Here is a 14,381-nt window from a genome sequence, read left to right as displayed (position 1 = left end):
CAATAGAAAATATTGTTGATGCGCTGAATTTACCTAAGAACATAGTGATGGGTAACTAGATCTTGAATCTATTCACTTTTTTGTGAAGTAATGAGCGAATTTTTGTTATAAAAGTTAACAAAAGGTACGAATTTACTTATCATGTACTGTTATAAATACAATAATTTTAATTTCTGTTAGCCGTGCTCTTCTAAAAGCATAAAGATAAAGAAGGGCAAATGGGAGATATGCTGGATATGAGCAATGCGCCTTTAAACAGCGGACGTAGGCGCTTCTTGACCGCAACAACAGCCGTTGTTGGTGGTTTTGGAGCTGCAGCCGTAGCTGTTCCTTTTATTAAATCTTGGAACCCAAGTGAAAAAGCCAGAGCAGCGGGAGCCCCCGTTGAAGTCGATATTAGTAAACTCGAAGAAGGTCAAATGGTCCGTGTCGAATGGCGTGGTAAACCTGTTTGGGTTGTTCGACGTGCTGAATCTATTGTTAATGCACTGAAAGATGCAGACAATCAACTAGTGGATCCTTCGTCAACTGAAGAGCAACAGCCCGCTTATGCTCAAAATGAGTATCGCTCTATCAAGCCAGAGTATTTCATTGCGGTTGGAATATGTACTCACCTCGGTTGTTCACCTACCTATTTACCTGACAGTTTTAGTGAGCAAGTTAAGGGAGTAAGTTCAGGCTTCTTCTGTCCGTGTCATGGCTCTAAATTCGATATGGCTGGGCGCGTATTCCAGGGTGTACCTGCTCCATATAACTTGGTGATACCAAAACACATGTATTTGAGCGATAGCAAAGTTATTATTGGTATCGATGAAGAAGGAGAAGCCTGATGCAAGCTTTAGCTGAATGGTTTGAAAAGCGTCTGCCTTCTATAAATGCTTATAAAAAGCATTTATCAGAATATCCGATGCCTAAAAACTTTAATTTTTGGTACTTGTTTGGTTCGTTAGCCATGTTGGTGTTAGTGAATCAATTAGTAACAGGTATCTGGTTAACAATGAGTTATGAGCCTTCTGGAGATGGCGCGTTCGCCTCTGTAGAATACATCATGCGTGATGTTGATTATGGTTGGCTACTGCGCTACATGCACTCTACCGGTGCATCTGCTTTCTTTATTGTTATTTATATGCACATGTTCCGTGGTTTTATCTACGGCTCGTATCAAAAACCACGCGAACTAGTGTGGGTTTTCGGCATGTTGATTTTCCTTGTATTAATGGCTGAAGCGTTCATGGGGTATCTACTTCCTTGGGGGCAAATGTCTTACTGGGGAGCGCAGGTTATTATCTCCTTGTTTGGTGCTATTCCAGTTATCGGTGATGATTTAACACTTTGGATTCGTGGTGACTATGTTATCTCTGGTGCTACACTGAATCGTTTCTTCGCGCTGCATGTTATTGCATTACCAATAGTGCTACTTCTATTAGTTGTTTTGCATTTGCTCGCTTTACATGAAGTCGGCTCTAATAACCCAGATGGTATTGATACTAAATTACCTAAAGGTAGCATGGGCGAAGGCTATGAAAGTTCGTTTAAGTTCCATGAATATTACACCAAAAAATATGACATCATTGATTCAATACCTTTCCATCCATACGGTACGGTAAAAGATTTCATTGGTATTGCTGGTTTCTTATTCTTTTTCTGTTACGTGCTGTTTTTTAACCCTGAGATGGGTGGTTATTTCCTTGAGCCACCAAACTTCGAAGCGGCTAACCCTCTTAAAACACCGGAGCATATTGCCCCTGTATGGTATTTCACACCATTCTACGCAATTCTTCGTGCTGTACCAGATAAGCTATTAGGTGTAGTAGCAATGGGTGGTGCCATAGTTGTGCTATTCCTTCTACCGTGGTTAGATCGCTGCAAAGTTCGTTCATATCGCTATCGTAGTAAGTTACATTTGCTTAATATTGTTCAGTTTACGATAAGCTTTATTGCCCTTGGTATTCTGGGAGCCTTGCCTGTAACCGATTTATATACACTATTGGCACGTATTTTCTCTCTCGGATATTTCATGTTTTTTGTTTTACTGTTTGTGTACAGTAAAAATGAAGCGACTAAACCATTACCAGAAAGGGTGACATTCAAATGAAGAAGTGGATTGTAGTACTTTTTGCATTGTTACCATCTTTAGCTTTTGCAAGTGGTAGTAGTGTTCATTTAGATCAAGCAAATAACGACATCAGCGATAAGGCTTCATTGCAAAATGGTGCTAAGTTATTCATGAATTACTGCTTTGCGTGTCATTCTACGCAGTATCAGCGCTATCAACGTGTTGCTAATGACTTAGATATTCCATTAGATTTGATGAAAGAACATTTAATCTTTGATCCTGATACTAAGGTTGGCGAATTAATGGAAAATGCTATTCCTGATGATTCAGCCGCTAAATGGTTTGGTGCTCCACCACCTGACTTAACATTAGTTGCTCGCGTACGTGGTACTGATTGGTTATATACTTACTTGCGTTCATTTTACGCGGACCCATCGAGACCATTTGGCGTAAACAATATTGTTTTTCCAAGTGTTGGTATGCCACACGTTTTAGAAGAACTGCAAGGTATTCCTACTCCAATCTTTGAAACTCACGTGGTTGATGGAGTTGAAAGTAAAGTGAAAGTGGTAGTTGGTACATCAACGGATGGTAGCGGAGAGCTAAGCACATCTGAATATGATAATGCTGTGCGTGATATCGTTAACTTCTTAGCCTATTCAGGTGACCCTGTTAAACTAGAGCGTCAAGCATTAGGTTGGTGGGTAATGGGGTTCTTAGTAATATTTACTATCGTGGTTATTTTCTTGAAGAAAGAGTATTGGCGCGACGTGCACTAAATATGCTATAATGCCATGCTAATTTTATGTAATGGAGGCGGTTAGCCTCCATTTTTTTTCTGTTTGTAAGTGCACTGGAGGGCTCGATGGCTGTAGCTGCCAATAAACGTTCTGTTATGACTCTTTTTTCAAGCGCATCTGATTTATATAGTCATCAGGTTCGTATCGTTTTAGCTGAAAAAGGGGTAAGTGTTGAAGTTGAGTTGGTCGATGATGCCAATTTGCCTAATGAACTAATCGAACTAAACCCGTATAAATCAGTACCCACTTTGATTGATCGCGAGCTTGCTCTTTATGACTCGAAGATCATTATGGAATACTTAGATGAGAGATTCCCTCATCCACCATTAATGCCGGTATACCCTGTAGCTCGTGGTAATACTCGTTTGATGATTTATCGTATCGAGCGTAATTGGTACTCATTAGCTAAGAAAATTATTGAAGGTAACCCTGAGCAAGCTGAAGCTGCTCGTCAGAAGTTGCGTAATGATCTTCTTACATTAGGACCTGTATTCGCTGAATATGAATATTTTATGAGTGAAGAGTTCAGCTTAATTGATTGCTACTTAGCCCCTCTTTTATGGCGTTTACCTACTTATGGTATCGAACTTACTGGTCCAGGCTCTAAAGAGCTTAAAATTTATATGAGCCGTGTCTTTGAACGCGATTCATTTTTAGCTTCTTTAACAGAAGCTGAACGTGAGATGCGTTTAGTACGTTAAGTTGGGCTAGTTGATATGGATAGTAGCAAAATGACTCCACGTCGCCCTTATGTGCTAAGAGCATTTTATGAATGGCTAGTGGACAATGAACTTACCCCTCATTTGGTTGTTGAAGCCGATTTACCTGGTGTACGAGTACCTGAGCAATTTGTTCAAGATGGACAAATTATTCTCAATGTTGCACCAAGAGCGGTAGGTAATCTAGAACTGGGTAACGAAGCGGTGACATTTAGTGCCCGTTTTAGTGGTAAGCCGCATTCAGTTATCGTCCCTATTTATGCTGTACAAGCTATTTATGCTAGAGAGAACGGTGCTGGTACAATGTTTGAACCTGAAGAAGGTTACGATAGTGAGTTTGAGCACAGTATAGAAATAGAAGATGAAGCACCTGATCTCGAGGCCACTCCGATAATAGGTTTAGCCGAAAGTTATGATGGTGATATAGAACCGGATGATGAGCCTCCAACGCCTCCAAAGGGTCGTCCAAGCCTGAAAGTTGTTAAGTAATATAACTTTTCATAATTAACAAAAAAGCCGCAGTTAAAGCGGCTTTTTTATCTGGAAAATTTGGATTTATTCAACGCATTAAATCTTATTCTTCAATAGGGACAATGTAAGGTATGTCTTCCTCAATCACATCATTATCGTCGGTGTTGTCAATCTGAATACTGGTTGATGTTGGCAGAGAGGTTTCACTTTCAGAAGGCGTGTTACTCGACAGTATCTCACCTTGTTGTTGCTGTTGTACTTTTTGCGCTTCAGGTGCATCACCGTAATAGAAAGCTCTAATCACGCGGGTTACGCCAGAGATATTACGCGTGACGTCTACCGCTTTATCAGCGTGATAAGGTGATAAAGCACCGACAAGGAATACCTCTGTATCTTCCGTATAAACAGTAATTTTAGTTTCTCTTAATTCACTATCAGCAAGTAAGGCTGATTTTACCTTAGTTGTTATCCAGGTATCTTTGCTTATTGCCCCAATAGAAAGTAGAGGTCTCACTTTCATTTGGTTATAAACGACTTTAACTCCGGCAATTTTGCGAACATCAGCCTCGACTTGATCTAAATAGCTTTGAGACACCGCTTGTCCCATAAGCAGTACATTACCTCTAAAGGTATTTGCTGTTACCCTAATATTAAATTGGTAAGGTGATTTGTTACCTAATGCGCCCACTTGCAAAGATATATTTTGGTCGTTGGCAAGTTCAGAGCTACTTCTGGGGTCGGTAACGACGTAAACAGCAGTAGCTGCACCAGCAATAAAAAGGCCAGCACACCCAGACAGCGTGCTAACGAGCAGACAAACAACTAAAATTCGTAATTTTTTCATTTTTAGACAACTACTCCTCATGAGCAGGAAACAGAACTTGATCAATTAGGTCGCATAGGCAATGTAACGTCACCATATGCACTTCATGAATACGAGCGGTACGATGAGATGGAATGCGAATTTCGACATCGTGTTCTCCTAGTAAACCCGCCATTTCGCCACCATCTTTTCCGGTTAATGCGATAATAGTCATATCTCTTGTTACCGCTGCTTCCATTGCCTTAACTATGTTTTGACTATTACCACTGGTTGAAATTGCTAATAATATATCGCCAGCTTGTCCAAACGCTTTGACTTGCTTAGCAAATATTTGTCTATAATCGTAGTCATTGGCGACTGCGGTCAGTGTCGTATTATCAGCCGTTAAAGCCATCGCGGGTAAGCTTGGGCGTTCTGTCTCAAAGTGATTAAGAAGACAGGATACAAATTGTTGTGCGTTAGCCGCTGAGCCTCCATTACCACAACACAATATCTTATTACCGTTGAGTAAAGTGGATACCATGGCTTGAGCCGCATGAGTTATCCCATCGGGTAATGCCTCGGCAGCGGCTATTTGAATTTGAATACTTTCGGTAAAGCTTGCTTTAATACTTTCATGCATGATGACGTTAATCCTGGGTAATCGCGTTTTTAATCCAATTAATACCGTTATCAGTTTGATTAATGGCAACAACATCAAATCTAAAACAGGTTAATTGGGCTGGATAGCCTTTTTTATTAAGCCATATAAAGGCGGTTTTGATAAGTTTTTTGCGCTTGCTATGCGTGACAAATTCTTCAGCGTAACCAAATTGGTTTTGCTTTCGATATTTAACTTCGACAAAAACAATGGCCTCATTATCCTGCATAATTAAGTCTATTTCGCCAAATTTAGTTGTAAAGTTACGCTCAATTAAAGCTAATCCTTGACCAATAAGATATTTATTTGCCAAGGATTCATAATGATTGCCAACGGCTCTTTTATTAAAGAGCATTATGCTCCGCCCAGCTTAGTTCTCTTTGAACAACACAGTTCTCATCAATACTAAGTTCACCCGTTTGTCCCGGCACTTTGAGACCTTGAATTACTTTCATTTGCGGTAATTCATTGATCAGTTTATAAGCATCCATGCCTAATGCTTGTAAACGTTTTTGCGCGTTACTTTGATCTGGCCAAATTTCATCAATTTGTCTATTTGATATATTGTCACTCTCAATTAGCATAGGAATATCACTAAAGATCACGCCGGATAAATCTTCAAATTGGCGTTGACCGCCATTATTACTTCTTGAACTTGCAAACAGCTTAGGGGGGCTGACTTCTGGATTGATCGCCACTTCTATAAAAGGTTTTATTAGAGTGAGTTCCGAGCTTTTTGATATGATATACATTGAATCAATATCTCTTCGACTCCTAGCTTGATGCTCCAATTGCATTCCTACTAGATTTTCCATTTGCGCTATTCGACTTTGGCTCTCTTTTATACCTAATACAGAATTAATATCTTGTTGCAGTTGGGCAGTGGTTCCAAAATAACTTACTACAGCTTGATTGTTACTGTATTTTTTCCATTCATTTTGAAAAGCAATAGCGACCCGCTCCCCTAACGAACCTTTGGGGGCTAAAATTAATGGAAACTTAAACCCTTGGGCAAACAAGTATTTTGCAGCTTGCTGAACTTCTTGTTCTGGAGATAGTGTTAAGTAGCAAATAGTAGAATTGAGTTCAATCTCACTAGGAAAGTTAAGAGCAAGCATTGGAACTGGCTCAATTTTGTTTGCTTGTAATGCAGTTATCGCTTCAATTTCATCTTTAATTAGTGGTCCAACAATAAAATCAATTTGTTTGTTATCTAGCATTTTCTCAATTTCTGCATTGCTCGTTTTATTGGTATCAATAATAGAAAGAGTCGCATCTTCACTACGTTCAGCATCATTCATTAATGCCATTAAAAAACCATCACGAACCAGTTTTGCTTGTGTTTCATACTTACCTGATATCGGTAGTAACAAAGCGGTGTTCTGAGGTTGAACAATATCTAGATCAAGAATAGCTTGAATATCACTAGGTAAATAAGTAGCCGCTAAATGCATTGGGTTATCGATTAACCATGTCTCTAATGCACCTTTTAACTGTGGAATATTAGTATTGAGCGTCTTCATGTAGGTAACAAGTTGAAGCCATCCTTGCAAATCGGCTTCGTTGTCCAATGGCGTGATGGAATTTATCTCATATTGTGAATATTGAGATAAATTCATCCAAATTTTTTCAGCTAATTCTGCTGGTTGCTCTTGAGAATCCAACTGGTTTATAAAGATATATTCTCGACTAGCATTAATATAATCTTTTTGTTGAGTCAGCAACTGGGCACGCAGTTGATGATAATCTTTCCATTGCTGAGAAGGTAACTTCCACCATTGAGGAAAGGTAAGTTGTTCCAGAGCAATTGTTGGTTGACCTTGCTCGATGTTATATTCGGCTTTCGCCAATAAGAGCTCGGCTTGTTGCACTTCGGATAGTTGCTGTTTGTCTAAACGCATGATCAAAAGATTGCTACGTTCTAAATCACCTTCTTGTATCGCTGCTTTCAGCGCCATAATAAGCCAGTCATTTTGAATACTGCCTTGTAGTGAATCAGCTTTGACGGTATAAGCTTGTGCTGTCAAAGTGGGATCGGTCGTGATATCAACGTTATTAGAAACGTTAGATTGAGAAGAACACGCTGCAAGAGTAATTGCTAGTGCAATTGAAGTTACAAGGCGTGTTACACTTATCTGCTGCTGGTTCTTTCTAGCCATAAATTTTTATTCAACTATGTGTAAAATTATCTCTATATTAATCGCTGAAGTGATGGTAAACAAATGACAGATAACAAAACTTTTCCGTCAGAGATCCCAACTCTCTACATTGTACCCACCCCAATTGGTAATTTGGGTGATATAACTCAGCGAGCCATCGAGGTTTTGTCCTGCGTGGATGTCATTGCTGCTGAAGACACTCGACATACAGGAAAGTTACTCGCTCACTTTAATATTTCAACTAAAACTATTGCATTACACGACCATAATGAACAACAAAAAGCGCAAATGCTAGTTGAAAGATTACTGAAAGGACAAACAATAGCACTTGTTTCGGATGCAGGAACACCTCTTATTAGTGATCCAGGATACCATTTAGTCAATCAATGTCGTCAAGCGGGTGTTAAAGTTGTTCCTCTTCCTGGTGCTTGTGCTTTCGTAACAGCATTAAGTGCCTCTGGTTTACCGTCTGATCGTTTTAGTTTTGAAGGTTTTCTTCCTGCTAAAAGCAAAGGGCGTCAAGATAAGTTTAAAGAAATTGAACGAGCAGAACGCACCTGTATTTTTTATGAATCACCTCACCGTATTATGGATTCATTGCAAGATATGCTGGCAGTATTAGGCCCTGATCGACAAGTCGTATTAGCACGCGAGTTAACGAAAACATTTGAAACCATACAAGGTATGCCTTTGGCTGATCTCATTTCCTGGATAGAAGAAGACTCAAATCGCAAAAGGGGTGAAATGGTTTTGTTAATTCATGGCTACAGAGAGCAGGCTAAAGATGAAATCCCACTTGAGGCAATTCGCCTGATCAAGGCACTGGTTTCAGAATTACCATTAAAAAAAGCAGCCGCAATAGCGGCTCAGCTACATGGGTTAAAAAAGAATGATCTCTATAAATGGGGCTTAGAGAATTTAAATTCATAGCGAATATTTTAATCGAGTGTAGAGTTAAATGAATGCTTGGAGCAATTAGATACGCTATCGCTCGACATCTCTGATGGGTTCCGCTACAATCCGCGCCGGAGTTGACTGGGTAGTCGCTGCTTCGTTGATGTCCTACGGTTTATCCTGTGGAGACTGACGAAGGGGAGGAAAGTCCGGGCTCCATAGAGCAGGGTGCCAGGTAACACCTGGGGGGCGCAAGCCCACGACAAGTGCAGCAGAGAGAAGACCGCCGATGGCAATACTTTTCGCAAGAAAAGGTTGAACAGGTAAGGGTGAAAGGGTGTGGTAAGAGCGCACCGTGCGTCTGGCAACAGTTCGTAGCAAGGTAAACTCCACCCGGAGCAAGACCAAATAGGCTTCCACATAGCGCGGCTCGTGTTAGGGAGCGGGTAGGTTGCTTGAGCCAGTGAGCGATTGCTGGCCTAGACGAATGGCTATCACCGCGAAAGCGGATACAGAACCCGGCTTACAAGTTAGCTCCACCTATTGGTAAATAAAAAAGCCTCGCATTATGCGAGGCTTTTTTATTGTTGATTTTTATAGGTATTCAACTAATTATCATTGTGAAATAACTAACGTCTAACTCACTTATTACTATGACATTATCTTTGCTCAGCTAGCAACATTTAATGATTCTTTACTCAGTGTCTTTTTTGCTGTCTATAATTTGTTGGATACGTGGGTTAATTTGTCTTCCATGGGTTTGTACGTATTCTTCTAGTTTCTGGTCGTTTAAGTTTTTAACAGAATGGGGGGCAAGCGCTTTTGGCATCTCCGTTCTTAGTTTGCCTTTTTCTTGCAGTTTGGTTGCTTCAAGATAAAACTCTTTAAAGCGTCTTGCTAACTGAGATTGAGGTAGTCGGCGTAATTCGAAACCTTTATTTTGTATAATCCATTTTTCTACTGGATTTTGTGGTTCTTTATTAATGACTCTCATTTGTGCATCCATGAGTTCAGAGCCTGTTGGCTGACTTTTTAAAATGGTCAGCTCTCCCATTATAGGTGGCCAAGTTTCTCCTGCTTGCAAACGTTCACGACAATGCTGAATAATTCGCATTAGCTCTTCTTCTGTCAGGCTGTCAGCAAAGTCCAAAAATCGGCCAGTAGGACGGCCACCATAGGATTTTATCCAAGTAGATTCATAGATACTGAGTAACGTACCAAATACATAGTTACACCAATCACTAGGAAGGCGCTCTGTATCATCTTTAATGGCTAATTTTTGTGGTACTTGGCGTGCTTGTTCTGCCATTTTCTTTGTTCGGGCAACAGAAGTCGTTCGTGGAGCAGGAGCTATTCCAGAAGTTGACGTTGAGCTAGACTTAGAAGTTGTAGGCGTATTTCTTGTGGTTTGATTTTCACTAAGATGTTCAATGCCATTATCAATACCAAGTTCACGTAATTTTTTTTCCATCGCGGAAAAATCAATATTTTCTGGTTTTTGTGGCTTTTTCATATTTTTATCCATAAACGGTATTGAGTGACTTGGATGTCGCGACCTTACGACTAAAAATTAGGCTTTTTACCTTGTGCTCGCAAGTATTCCCTGAATTCTTCAGAAGGACTAAGCGCTTTTTTTTGCGTACTATTGGTTTGATATGCTTGTTGCCTACGTTCTTCCGCTTGCTTTCTATTTGCGGCAGATTGTTTCTCATTGACGATCCAGTAGCGTAATTTATTGAGTAACTGAGTTTTGGAAATATATTCGTTTGCTCTGGATTTATAGTAAACCACAAATTTTTCCCAAAACAATACGGGATCGGTTTGTAACCCGCCATGTAAAAGAGTTTGTTGTGCCCAGTCGGGGAGAGAGTTTTCATCAAGATCATGGGTTGATAAATAACCTCCGCCATTGGCGGCTTTAGGCTGGCTTGCATTACTGCGCTTAAAGGTAGTGGGTTTATCGCCAATAAATTCACTTAGACCACCTGCTTGTTTGGCGTGATCTAACCAATTATCAAAATCGCGTTCAAGTCGAGTTAAGTTGGTGGTTTGAATATTATTTTCTCGTGCAAATTTTTGCCAAATAATTTCTCTACTTGCCGCTGGTATGTTGTAAAGCCCAAAAGAGCGACTTGTCCAGTGCGGTGCGGGAGATTGGTCGATTGGTTTTATTGTTGCTGGGGCGTTTTGCACTATCTCAGTAGGAGTGAATACTTGTAATTCAACCGTATCAGAAAGTAATAACTTGAAGTGATGAATCTCTTTTCCTGCTCGTCTTTCTACATGCGTTTTTTCAATCAAGCCTTGGTTAGCAATAGACATTAGTGTGTTGGCTAGTCCAAACTCATTCGATAAACATTCCTCAGCGATACTGTTTAATTCAAATGAGACCATACCTTCATTATCAGCCATATCGGCTAATTTGAGTAATACCAACTTTTCATCAGCTGATTTTAGGGATTTTTCCCATGCGTAAAATGTGAATTTTGAACTCAAAAAATATCTCCTTTGCAACCTGCTGATTCTACCCTTTGAATTGAATATAAACAAACCAACATCTCTGCTTTTATCGCTTGACATTCTCGCTGTTGTTGTCGGATAACTAATTGGCTTAATGAACGGCACAATATGCTTATTTAACTCTCGAGTAAGTATAGAAATGAGGGTATTTAAGGTTTTTTTCTAAGATTACACCAGAATTGAAAGATTGTTGCTGGCGAGAAGGCTGCAATTCGGTACACTATAGCGTTAACACTTCAAATTGAAGCCTAAGGATAAGAGCACTTAACATGACTGAACCATTCCAACATATTTCTGTATTGCTTAATGAATCTATTGAGGGACTTGCCATTAAGCCTGATGGCATCTACATCGATGGAACATTTGGGCGAGGAGGGCACAGTCGAAATATTCTCTCTAAGCTAGGAGAAAACGGTCGTTTATACAGTATTGATAGAGATCCTACTGCAATAGCGGAAGCAAAAAAGATTGATGACCCTCGGTTCACTATTATTCATGGTCCGTTTTCAGGTATTGCGGATTACGCTGCACAATTTGATCTGGTTGGTAAAGTAGACGGTGTTCTTCTTGATCTGGGCGTCTCCTCGCCTCAGCTTGATGATGCGGAACGTGGCTTTAGTTTTATGAAAGATGGGCCATTAGATATGAGAATGGACCCGACGAGTGGAATATCCGCTGCTCAATGGTTACTTGAAGCGGAACTTGATGATATTACCTGGGTATTAAGAGAGTTTGGAGAAGAAAAATTTGCCCGACGTATTGCTCGAGCGATTGTCGCTCATCGAGAAGATGAACAAAAAGATCCTCTAACTCGCACCAGTCACTTAGCTAAACTGATTTCTGATGTATCTCCCTCTCGAGAAAAAAAGAAACATCCAGCGACACGAAGTTTTCAAGCTATCCGAATTTATATTAATAGTGAACTTGAAGAGATCGATTTAGCCTTAAAGGGTGCGTTGAGTGTTTTAGCTCCTAAAGGTCGATTATCAGTGATTAGTTTCCACTCACTAGAAGATCGTATGGTGAAGCGATTTATGCGCAAAGAGAGCCGAGGACCGGAAGTACCGCATGGCATTCCTCTAACTGAACAACAAATTAACGCATTAGGCAGTGCTGCGTTAAAAACTGTGAGCAAAGCAATAAAACCGTCGAGTGATGAAATTGAAGTTAATAACCGTTCACGTAGCTCAATGTTAAGGATTGCTGAAAAACTATAATGGAGCACAAGCCTAGCCTAACCAAGCTCATTGGCAAAGACATTATTACAGTGGGCCCAATTCCTTTTATATTGCTAATAATCATATTTGCGATAGCTATGGGTATTGTTTTCAATACCCATCAAACTCGTCAATCTATTTCAGCCAAAGATCAAGCTTATGAAGAGCGTGAGCGTCTTGATAATGAGTGGCGAAATTTAATATTGGAAGAAAATGCGTTGGCGGAACATAGCCGAGTTCAAGAAATGGCGATTGATGATCTTGAGATGAAACGTCCAGATGGGGACAAAGAAGTGGTGATTTCTTCCCAATGAATACTAAGAAAGTGGTAAAGCGAGCGAAAAGTCCGGCTAAAAAGAAAGTCGCTAATAAAAGAGTTGAGAAAAAAGAAGATATTCTGCTTATTCCTTGGCGGTTTTATCTTGTTATTGCTTTTGTGTTCATTATTTTTTCTGCTCTTATTGCACGTGTAGCTTATATTCAAGTAATCGAGCCGGATGATCTTGTTAAGCAAGGGGATATGCGCTCCGTTCGTGTTAAATCTATCCCTTCTGCTCGAGGTATTATCTCAGATAGAAATGATGAACAGCTTGCTGTTAGTGTGCCAGTTCAAGCCGTTTGGGCTGATCCTGTTGCTATTTTTAAAGCCGGTGGGTTTGAAGAGCGAGATCGTTGGTATGCTTTGGCCGATGTTCTTGGAATCAAGCGAGAAGAACTCCTTCAAAAAATAGAGAAAAATAAGAAACGTCGCTTTATCTACTTACAGCGGCAGGTTAGTTCTGCGATGGCAAATTACATTCGTGAATTGAAACTTGCTGGCGTTGGCTTGAATAGTGAATCTCGACGATATTACCCTACTGGAGAAGTGAGCGCCCATGTTATAGGGGTGACTGGTATTGATGATCATGGTCTGGAAGGCGTAGAAAGAAGCTATGATTCATATTTGACCGGTGAAGCAGGCAAAAAAACGATCCGCAAAGATCGTTATGGCCGAGTGGTCGAAAATATTGCTCTGAATGAAAGAAAAGAAGGCAACCCTATTCAGTTAACGATAGATCAGCGTCTACAAGCCATTGCTTATCAAGCGATTAAGCAAGCGGTTGCAGATTATCGAGCGACGTCTGGTTCCGTCATTATATTAGATGTTGATACTGGAGGAGTGCTAGCAATGGTCAATGCTCCTTCTTATAACCCGAACAATAAAGAACAACTACAAAGTTTCAAAATGAGAAACCGGACGATTACCGATTCATTAGAGCCGGGTTCAACAATGAAACCTTTTGTGGTTCTAGCTGCTTTAGAAAATGGTTCTGCAGATATTGATACGGTAATAGATACCGGAACGGGCATAATGCAAATTGGTGGTAGCCGAGTTCGAGATAGCTCCAAAATTGGCAAAGCTGATCTCGCGACTATTCTAAAAAAATCGAGCAATATTGGTGTTGCTAAACTTGCTTTAGATATGCCACTAAATGCCTTGTTAGGTATGTACAGTTCGGTTGGGTTTGGCTCGTTGAGTGGCATTGATTTAGTGGGAGAAACCCAAGGTTTATTCCCGGATCGTCGGCGATGGTCAAAGTTTGAAATAGCAACATTGGCTTTCGGTTATGGAATAGCGGTGACACCTATTCAACTGGCTCATGCCTACGCAACGTTAGGCAGCCACGGTCTTTATCGTTCATTGCATATAATTAATGACAATAAATTTGAACGTTCTCAGAGAGTGATCAGCGAACAAAACGCCAAATATGTTTTAGAGATGCTAGAAGGTGTGACTCAACAAGGTGGTACAGCAACAAGAGCTGCAGTTCCTGGTTACCGTATTGCGGCGAAAACAGGCACATCACGTAAAGCGATTGCTGGTGGGTACAGCGACGAATATGTAGCTATTGTCGCGGGAGTCGCACCCATTAGTCATCCCAAAGTGGCGATGGTCGTCGTGGTTAATGAACCGCAAGGCGATCAATATTACGGTGGTACCGTCGCAGGTCCTGTTTTTTCTGATGTGATGAGATCAACATTACAAATTTTAAATGTCCCGCCAGATGCCAAATAGTCTAATGGGTTGGGTCATCTTACTAA

At 40.4% G+C, this 14,381-nt stretch carries 14 protein-coding genes, 1 other RNA gene and 1 pseudogene; 10 read left to right on the top strand and 6 right to left on the bottom strand.

Going from position 1 to position 14,381, the window contains the following annotated elements; genetic code table 11:
- Positions 1-236 precede the first annotated feature (236 nt).
- The 5 genes from petA (at position 237) to sspB (ending at position 4,064) form a co-directional block, all read left to right on the top strand.
- The gene (petA, locus tag R3X26_RS08930; RefSeq protein ID WP_317716994.1) at positions 237-830 is read left to right on the top strand and encodes a ubiquinol-cytochrome c reductase iron-sulfur subunit; all 594 of its coding nucleotides are present in this window, start codon (positions 237-239) and stop codon (positions 828-830) included.
- Positions 830-2,095 carry a cytochrome bc complex cytochrome b subunit gene (locus R3X26_RS08925; RefSeq protein WP_317716955.1) on the top strand — a complete coding sequence of 422 codons (1,266 nt, stop codon included), beginning with the start codon at positions 830-832 and terminating at the stop codon, positions 2,093-2,095. The genes petA and R3X26_RS08925 overlap by 1 nt, the downstream gene beginning before the upstream one ends.
- Positions 2,092-2,835 carry a cytochrome c1 gene (locus tag R3X26_RS08920; protein WP_317716954.1) on the top strand — a complete coding sequence of 248 codons (744 nt, stop codon included), beginning with the start codon at positions 2,092-2,094 and terminating at the stop codon, positions 2,833-2,835. The genes R3X26_RS08925 and R3X26_RS08920 overlap by 4 nt, the downstream gene beginning before the upstream one ends.
- An 86-nt stretch (positions 2,836-2,921) precedes the next feature.
- The gene (sspA, locus tag R3X26_RS08915) at positions 2,922-3,557 is read left to right on the top strand and encodes a stringent starvation protein SspA (protein WP_317716953.1); all 636 of its coding nucleotides are present in this window, start codon (positions 2,922-2,924) and stop codon (positions 3,555-3,557) included.
- Between the two features lie 15 nt (positions 3,558-3,572).
- Positions 3,573-4,064 carry a ClpXP protease specificity-enhancing factor gene (gene sspB / locus R3X26_RS08910; RefSeq protein WP_317716952.1) on the top strand — a complete coding sequence of 164 codons (492 nt, stop codon included), beginning with the start codon at positions 3,573-3,575 and terminating at the stop codon, positions 4,062-4,064.
- A gap of 250 nt (positions 4,065-4,314) precedes the next feature.
- Here the strand turns inward: sspB and R3X26_RS08905 are convergent.
- The 4 genes and pseudogenes from R3X26_RS08905 to R3X26_RS08890 all read right to left on the bottom strand — a co-directional run.
- Positions 4,315-4,890: pseudogene (locus tag R3X26_RS08905) on the bottom strand (BON domain-containing protein); the annotation flags it as partial.
- 10 nt (positions 4,891-4,900) lie between these two features.
- Positions 4,901-5,491, bottom strand: a complete 591-nt coding sequence (locus R3X26_RS08900; RefSeq protein WP_317716951.1) for a phosphoheptose isomerase — start codon at positions 5,489-5,491, stop codon at positions 4,901-4,903.
- 7 nt (positions 5,492-5,498) lie between these two features.
- Positions 5,499-5,864, bottom strand: coding sequence for a YraN family protein (locus R3X26_RS08895; protein WP_411572406.1), 366 nt, complete (start codon positions 5,862-5,864; stop codon positions 5,499-5,501).
- On the bottom strand, positions 5,854-7,668 hold the full coding sequence (locus tag R3X26_RS08890) for a penicillin-binding protein activator (protein WP_317716950.1): 1,815 nt from the start codon (positions 7,666-7,668) through the stop codon (positions 5,854-5,856). The genes R3X26_RS08895 and R3X26_RS08890 overlap by 11 nt, the downstream gene beginning before the upstream one ends.
- 63 nt (positions 7,669-7,731) lie before the next feature.
- Between R3X26_RS08890 and rsmI the strand changes: the two genes are divergently transcribed.
- Together rsmI and rnpB are read left to right on the top strand one after the other, a co-directional pair.
- On the top strand, positions 7,732-8,598 hold the full coding sequence (gene rsmI / locus R3X26_RS08885; RefSeq protein WP_317716949.1) for a 16S rRNA (cytidine(1402)-2'-O)-methyltransferase: 867 nt from the start codon (positions 7,732-7,734) through the stop codon (positions 8,596-8,598).
- Positions 8,599-8,695: 97 nt separating this feature from the next.
- Positions 8,696-9,104, top strand: an RNA gene (gene rnpB / locus R3X26_RS08880) — RNase P RNA component class A.
- Positions 9,105-9,256: 152 nt separating this feature from the next.
- On the opposite strand, the gene R3X26_RS08875 is transcribed toward rnpB, so the two are convergent.
- Positions 9,257-10,075 carry a hypothetical protein gene (locus tag R3X26_RS08875; protein ID WP_317716948.1) on the bottom strand — a complete coding sequence of 273 codons (819 nt, stop codon included), beginning with the start codon at positions 10,073-10,075 and terminating at the stop codon, positions 9,257-9,259.
- Between the two features lie 50 nt (positions 10,076-10,125).
- The gene (locus R3X26_RS08870) at positions 10,126-11,058 is read right to left on the bottom strand and encodes a hypothetical protein (protein ID WP_317716947.1); all 933 of its coding nucleotides are present in this window, start codon (positions 11,056-11,058) and stop codon (positions 10,126-10,128) included.
- A 293-nt stretch (positions 11,059-11,351) separates the two neighbouring features.
- On the opposite strand from R3X26_RS08870, the gene rsmH reads away from it, so the two are divergent.
- From rsmH to R3X26_RS08855, 3 genes are read left to right on the top strand one after another with little or no spacing between them, the layout of a single operon-like run.
- Positions 11,352-12,299 (top strand): 16S rRNA (cytosine(1402)-N(4))-methyltransferase RsmH, encoded by a 948-nt coding sequence (gene rsmH / locus R3X26_RS08865; RefSeq protein ID WP_317716946.1) that lies wholly within the window; start codon positions 11,352-11,354, stop codon positions 12,297-12,299.
- Complete coding sequence (gene ftsL, locus R3X26_RS08860) at positions 12,299-12,613, top strand: cell division protein FtsL (RefSeq protein ID WP_317716945.1); 315 nt, start codon at positions 12,299-12,301, stop codon at positions 12,611-12,613. The genes rsmH and ftsL overlap by 1 nt, the downstream gene beginning before the upstream one ends.
- A complete protein-coding gene (locus R3X26_RS08855; RefSeq protein WP_317716944.1) occupies positions 12,610-14,355 on the top strand; it encodes a penicillin-binding transpeptidase domain-containing protein in 1,746 nt (581 codons plus the stop codon). The genes ftsL and R3X26_RS08855 overlap by 4 nt, the downstream gene beginning before the upstream one ends.
- The last annotated feature ends 26 nt before the right edge of the window (positions 14,356-14,381 follow it).

Source organism: Vibrio sp. TH_r3 (genome assembly GCF_033101115.1).
Taxonomy (GTDB): Bacteria; Pseudomonadota; Gammaproteobacteria; order Enterobacterales; family Vibrionaceae; genus Vibrio.
This window is presented reverse-complemented; position numbering and strand designations above follow the sequence as displayed.

Excerpts from the sequence above, each read along its gene's own strand:
- petA (WP_317716994.1), top strand. The coding sequence starts at position 237 with ATGAGCAATGCGCCTTTAAACAGCGGACGTAGGCGCTTCTTGACCGCA.
- R3X26_RS08925 (WP_317716955.1), top strand. The coding sequence starts at position 830 with ATGCAAGCTTTAGCTGAATGGTTTGAAAAGCGTCTGCCTTCTATAAAT.
- R3X26_RS08920 (WP_317716954.1), top strand. The coding sequence starts at position 2,092 with ATGAAGAAGTGGATTGTAGTACTTTTTGCATTGTTACCATCTTTAGCT.
- sspA (WP_317716953.1), top strand. The coding sequence starts at position 2,922 with ATGGCTGTAGCTGCCAATAAACGTTCTGTTATGACTCTTTTTTCAAGC.
- sspB (WP_317716952.1), top strand. The coding sequence starts at position 3,573 with ATGGATAGTAGCAAAATGACTCCACGTCGCCCTTATGTGCTAAGAGCA.
- R3X26_RS08900 (WP_317716951.1), bottom strand. The coding sequence starts at position 5,491 with ATGCATGAAAGTATTAAAGCAAGCTTTACCGAAAGTATTCAAATTCAA.
- R3X26_RS08895 (WP_411572406.1), bottom strand. The coding sequence starts at position 5,864 with ATGCTCTTTAATAAAAGAGCCGTTGGCAATCATTATGAATCCTTGGCA.
- R3X26_RS08890 (WP_317716950.1), bottom strand. The coding sequence starts at position 7,668 with ATGGCTAGAAAGAACCAGCAGCAGATAAGTGTAACACGCCTTGTAACT.
- rsmI (WP_317716949.1), top strand. The coding sequence starts at position 7,732 with ATGACAGATAACAAAACTTTTCCGTCAGAGATCCCAACTCTCTACATT.
- R3X26_RS08875 (WP_317716948.1), bottom strand. The coding sequence starts at position 10,075 with ATGAAAAAGCCACAAAAACCAGAAAATATTGATTTTTCCGCGATGGAA.
- rsmH (WP_317716946.1), top strand. The coding sequence starts at position 11,352 with ATGACTGAACCATTCCAACATATTTCTGTATTGCTTAATGAATCTATT.
- ftsL (WP_317716945.1), top strand. The coding sequence starts at position 12,299 with ATGGAGCACAAGCCTAGCCTAACCAAGCTCATTGGCAAAGACATTATT.
- R3X26_RS08855 (WP_317716944.1), top strand. The coding sequence starts at position 12,610 with ATGAATACTAAGAAAGTGGTAAAGCGAGCGAAAAGTCCGGCTAAAAAG.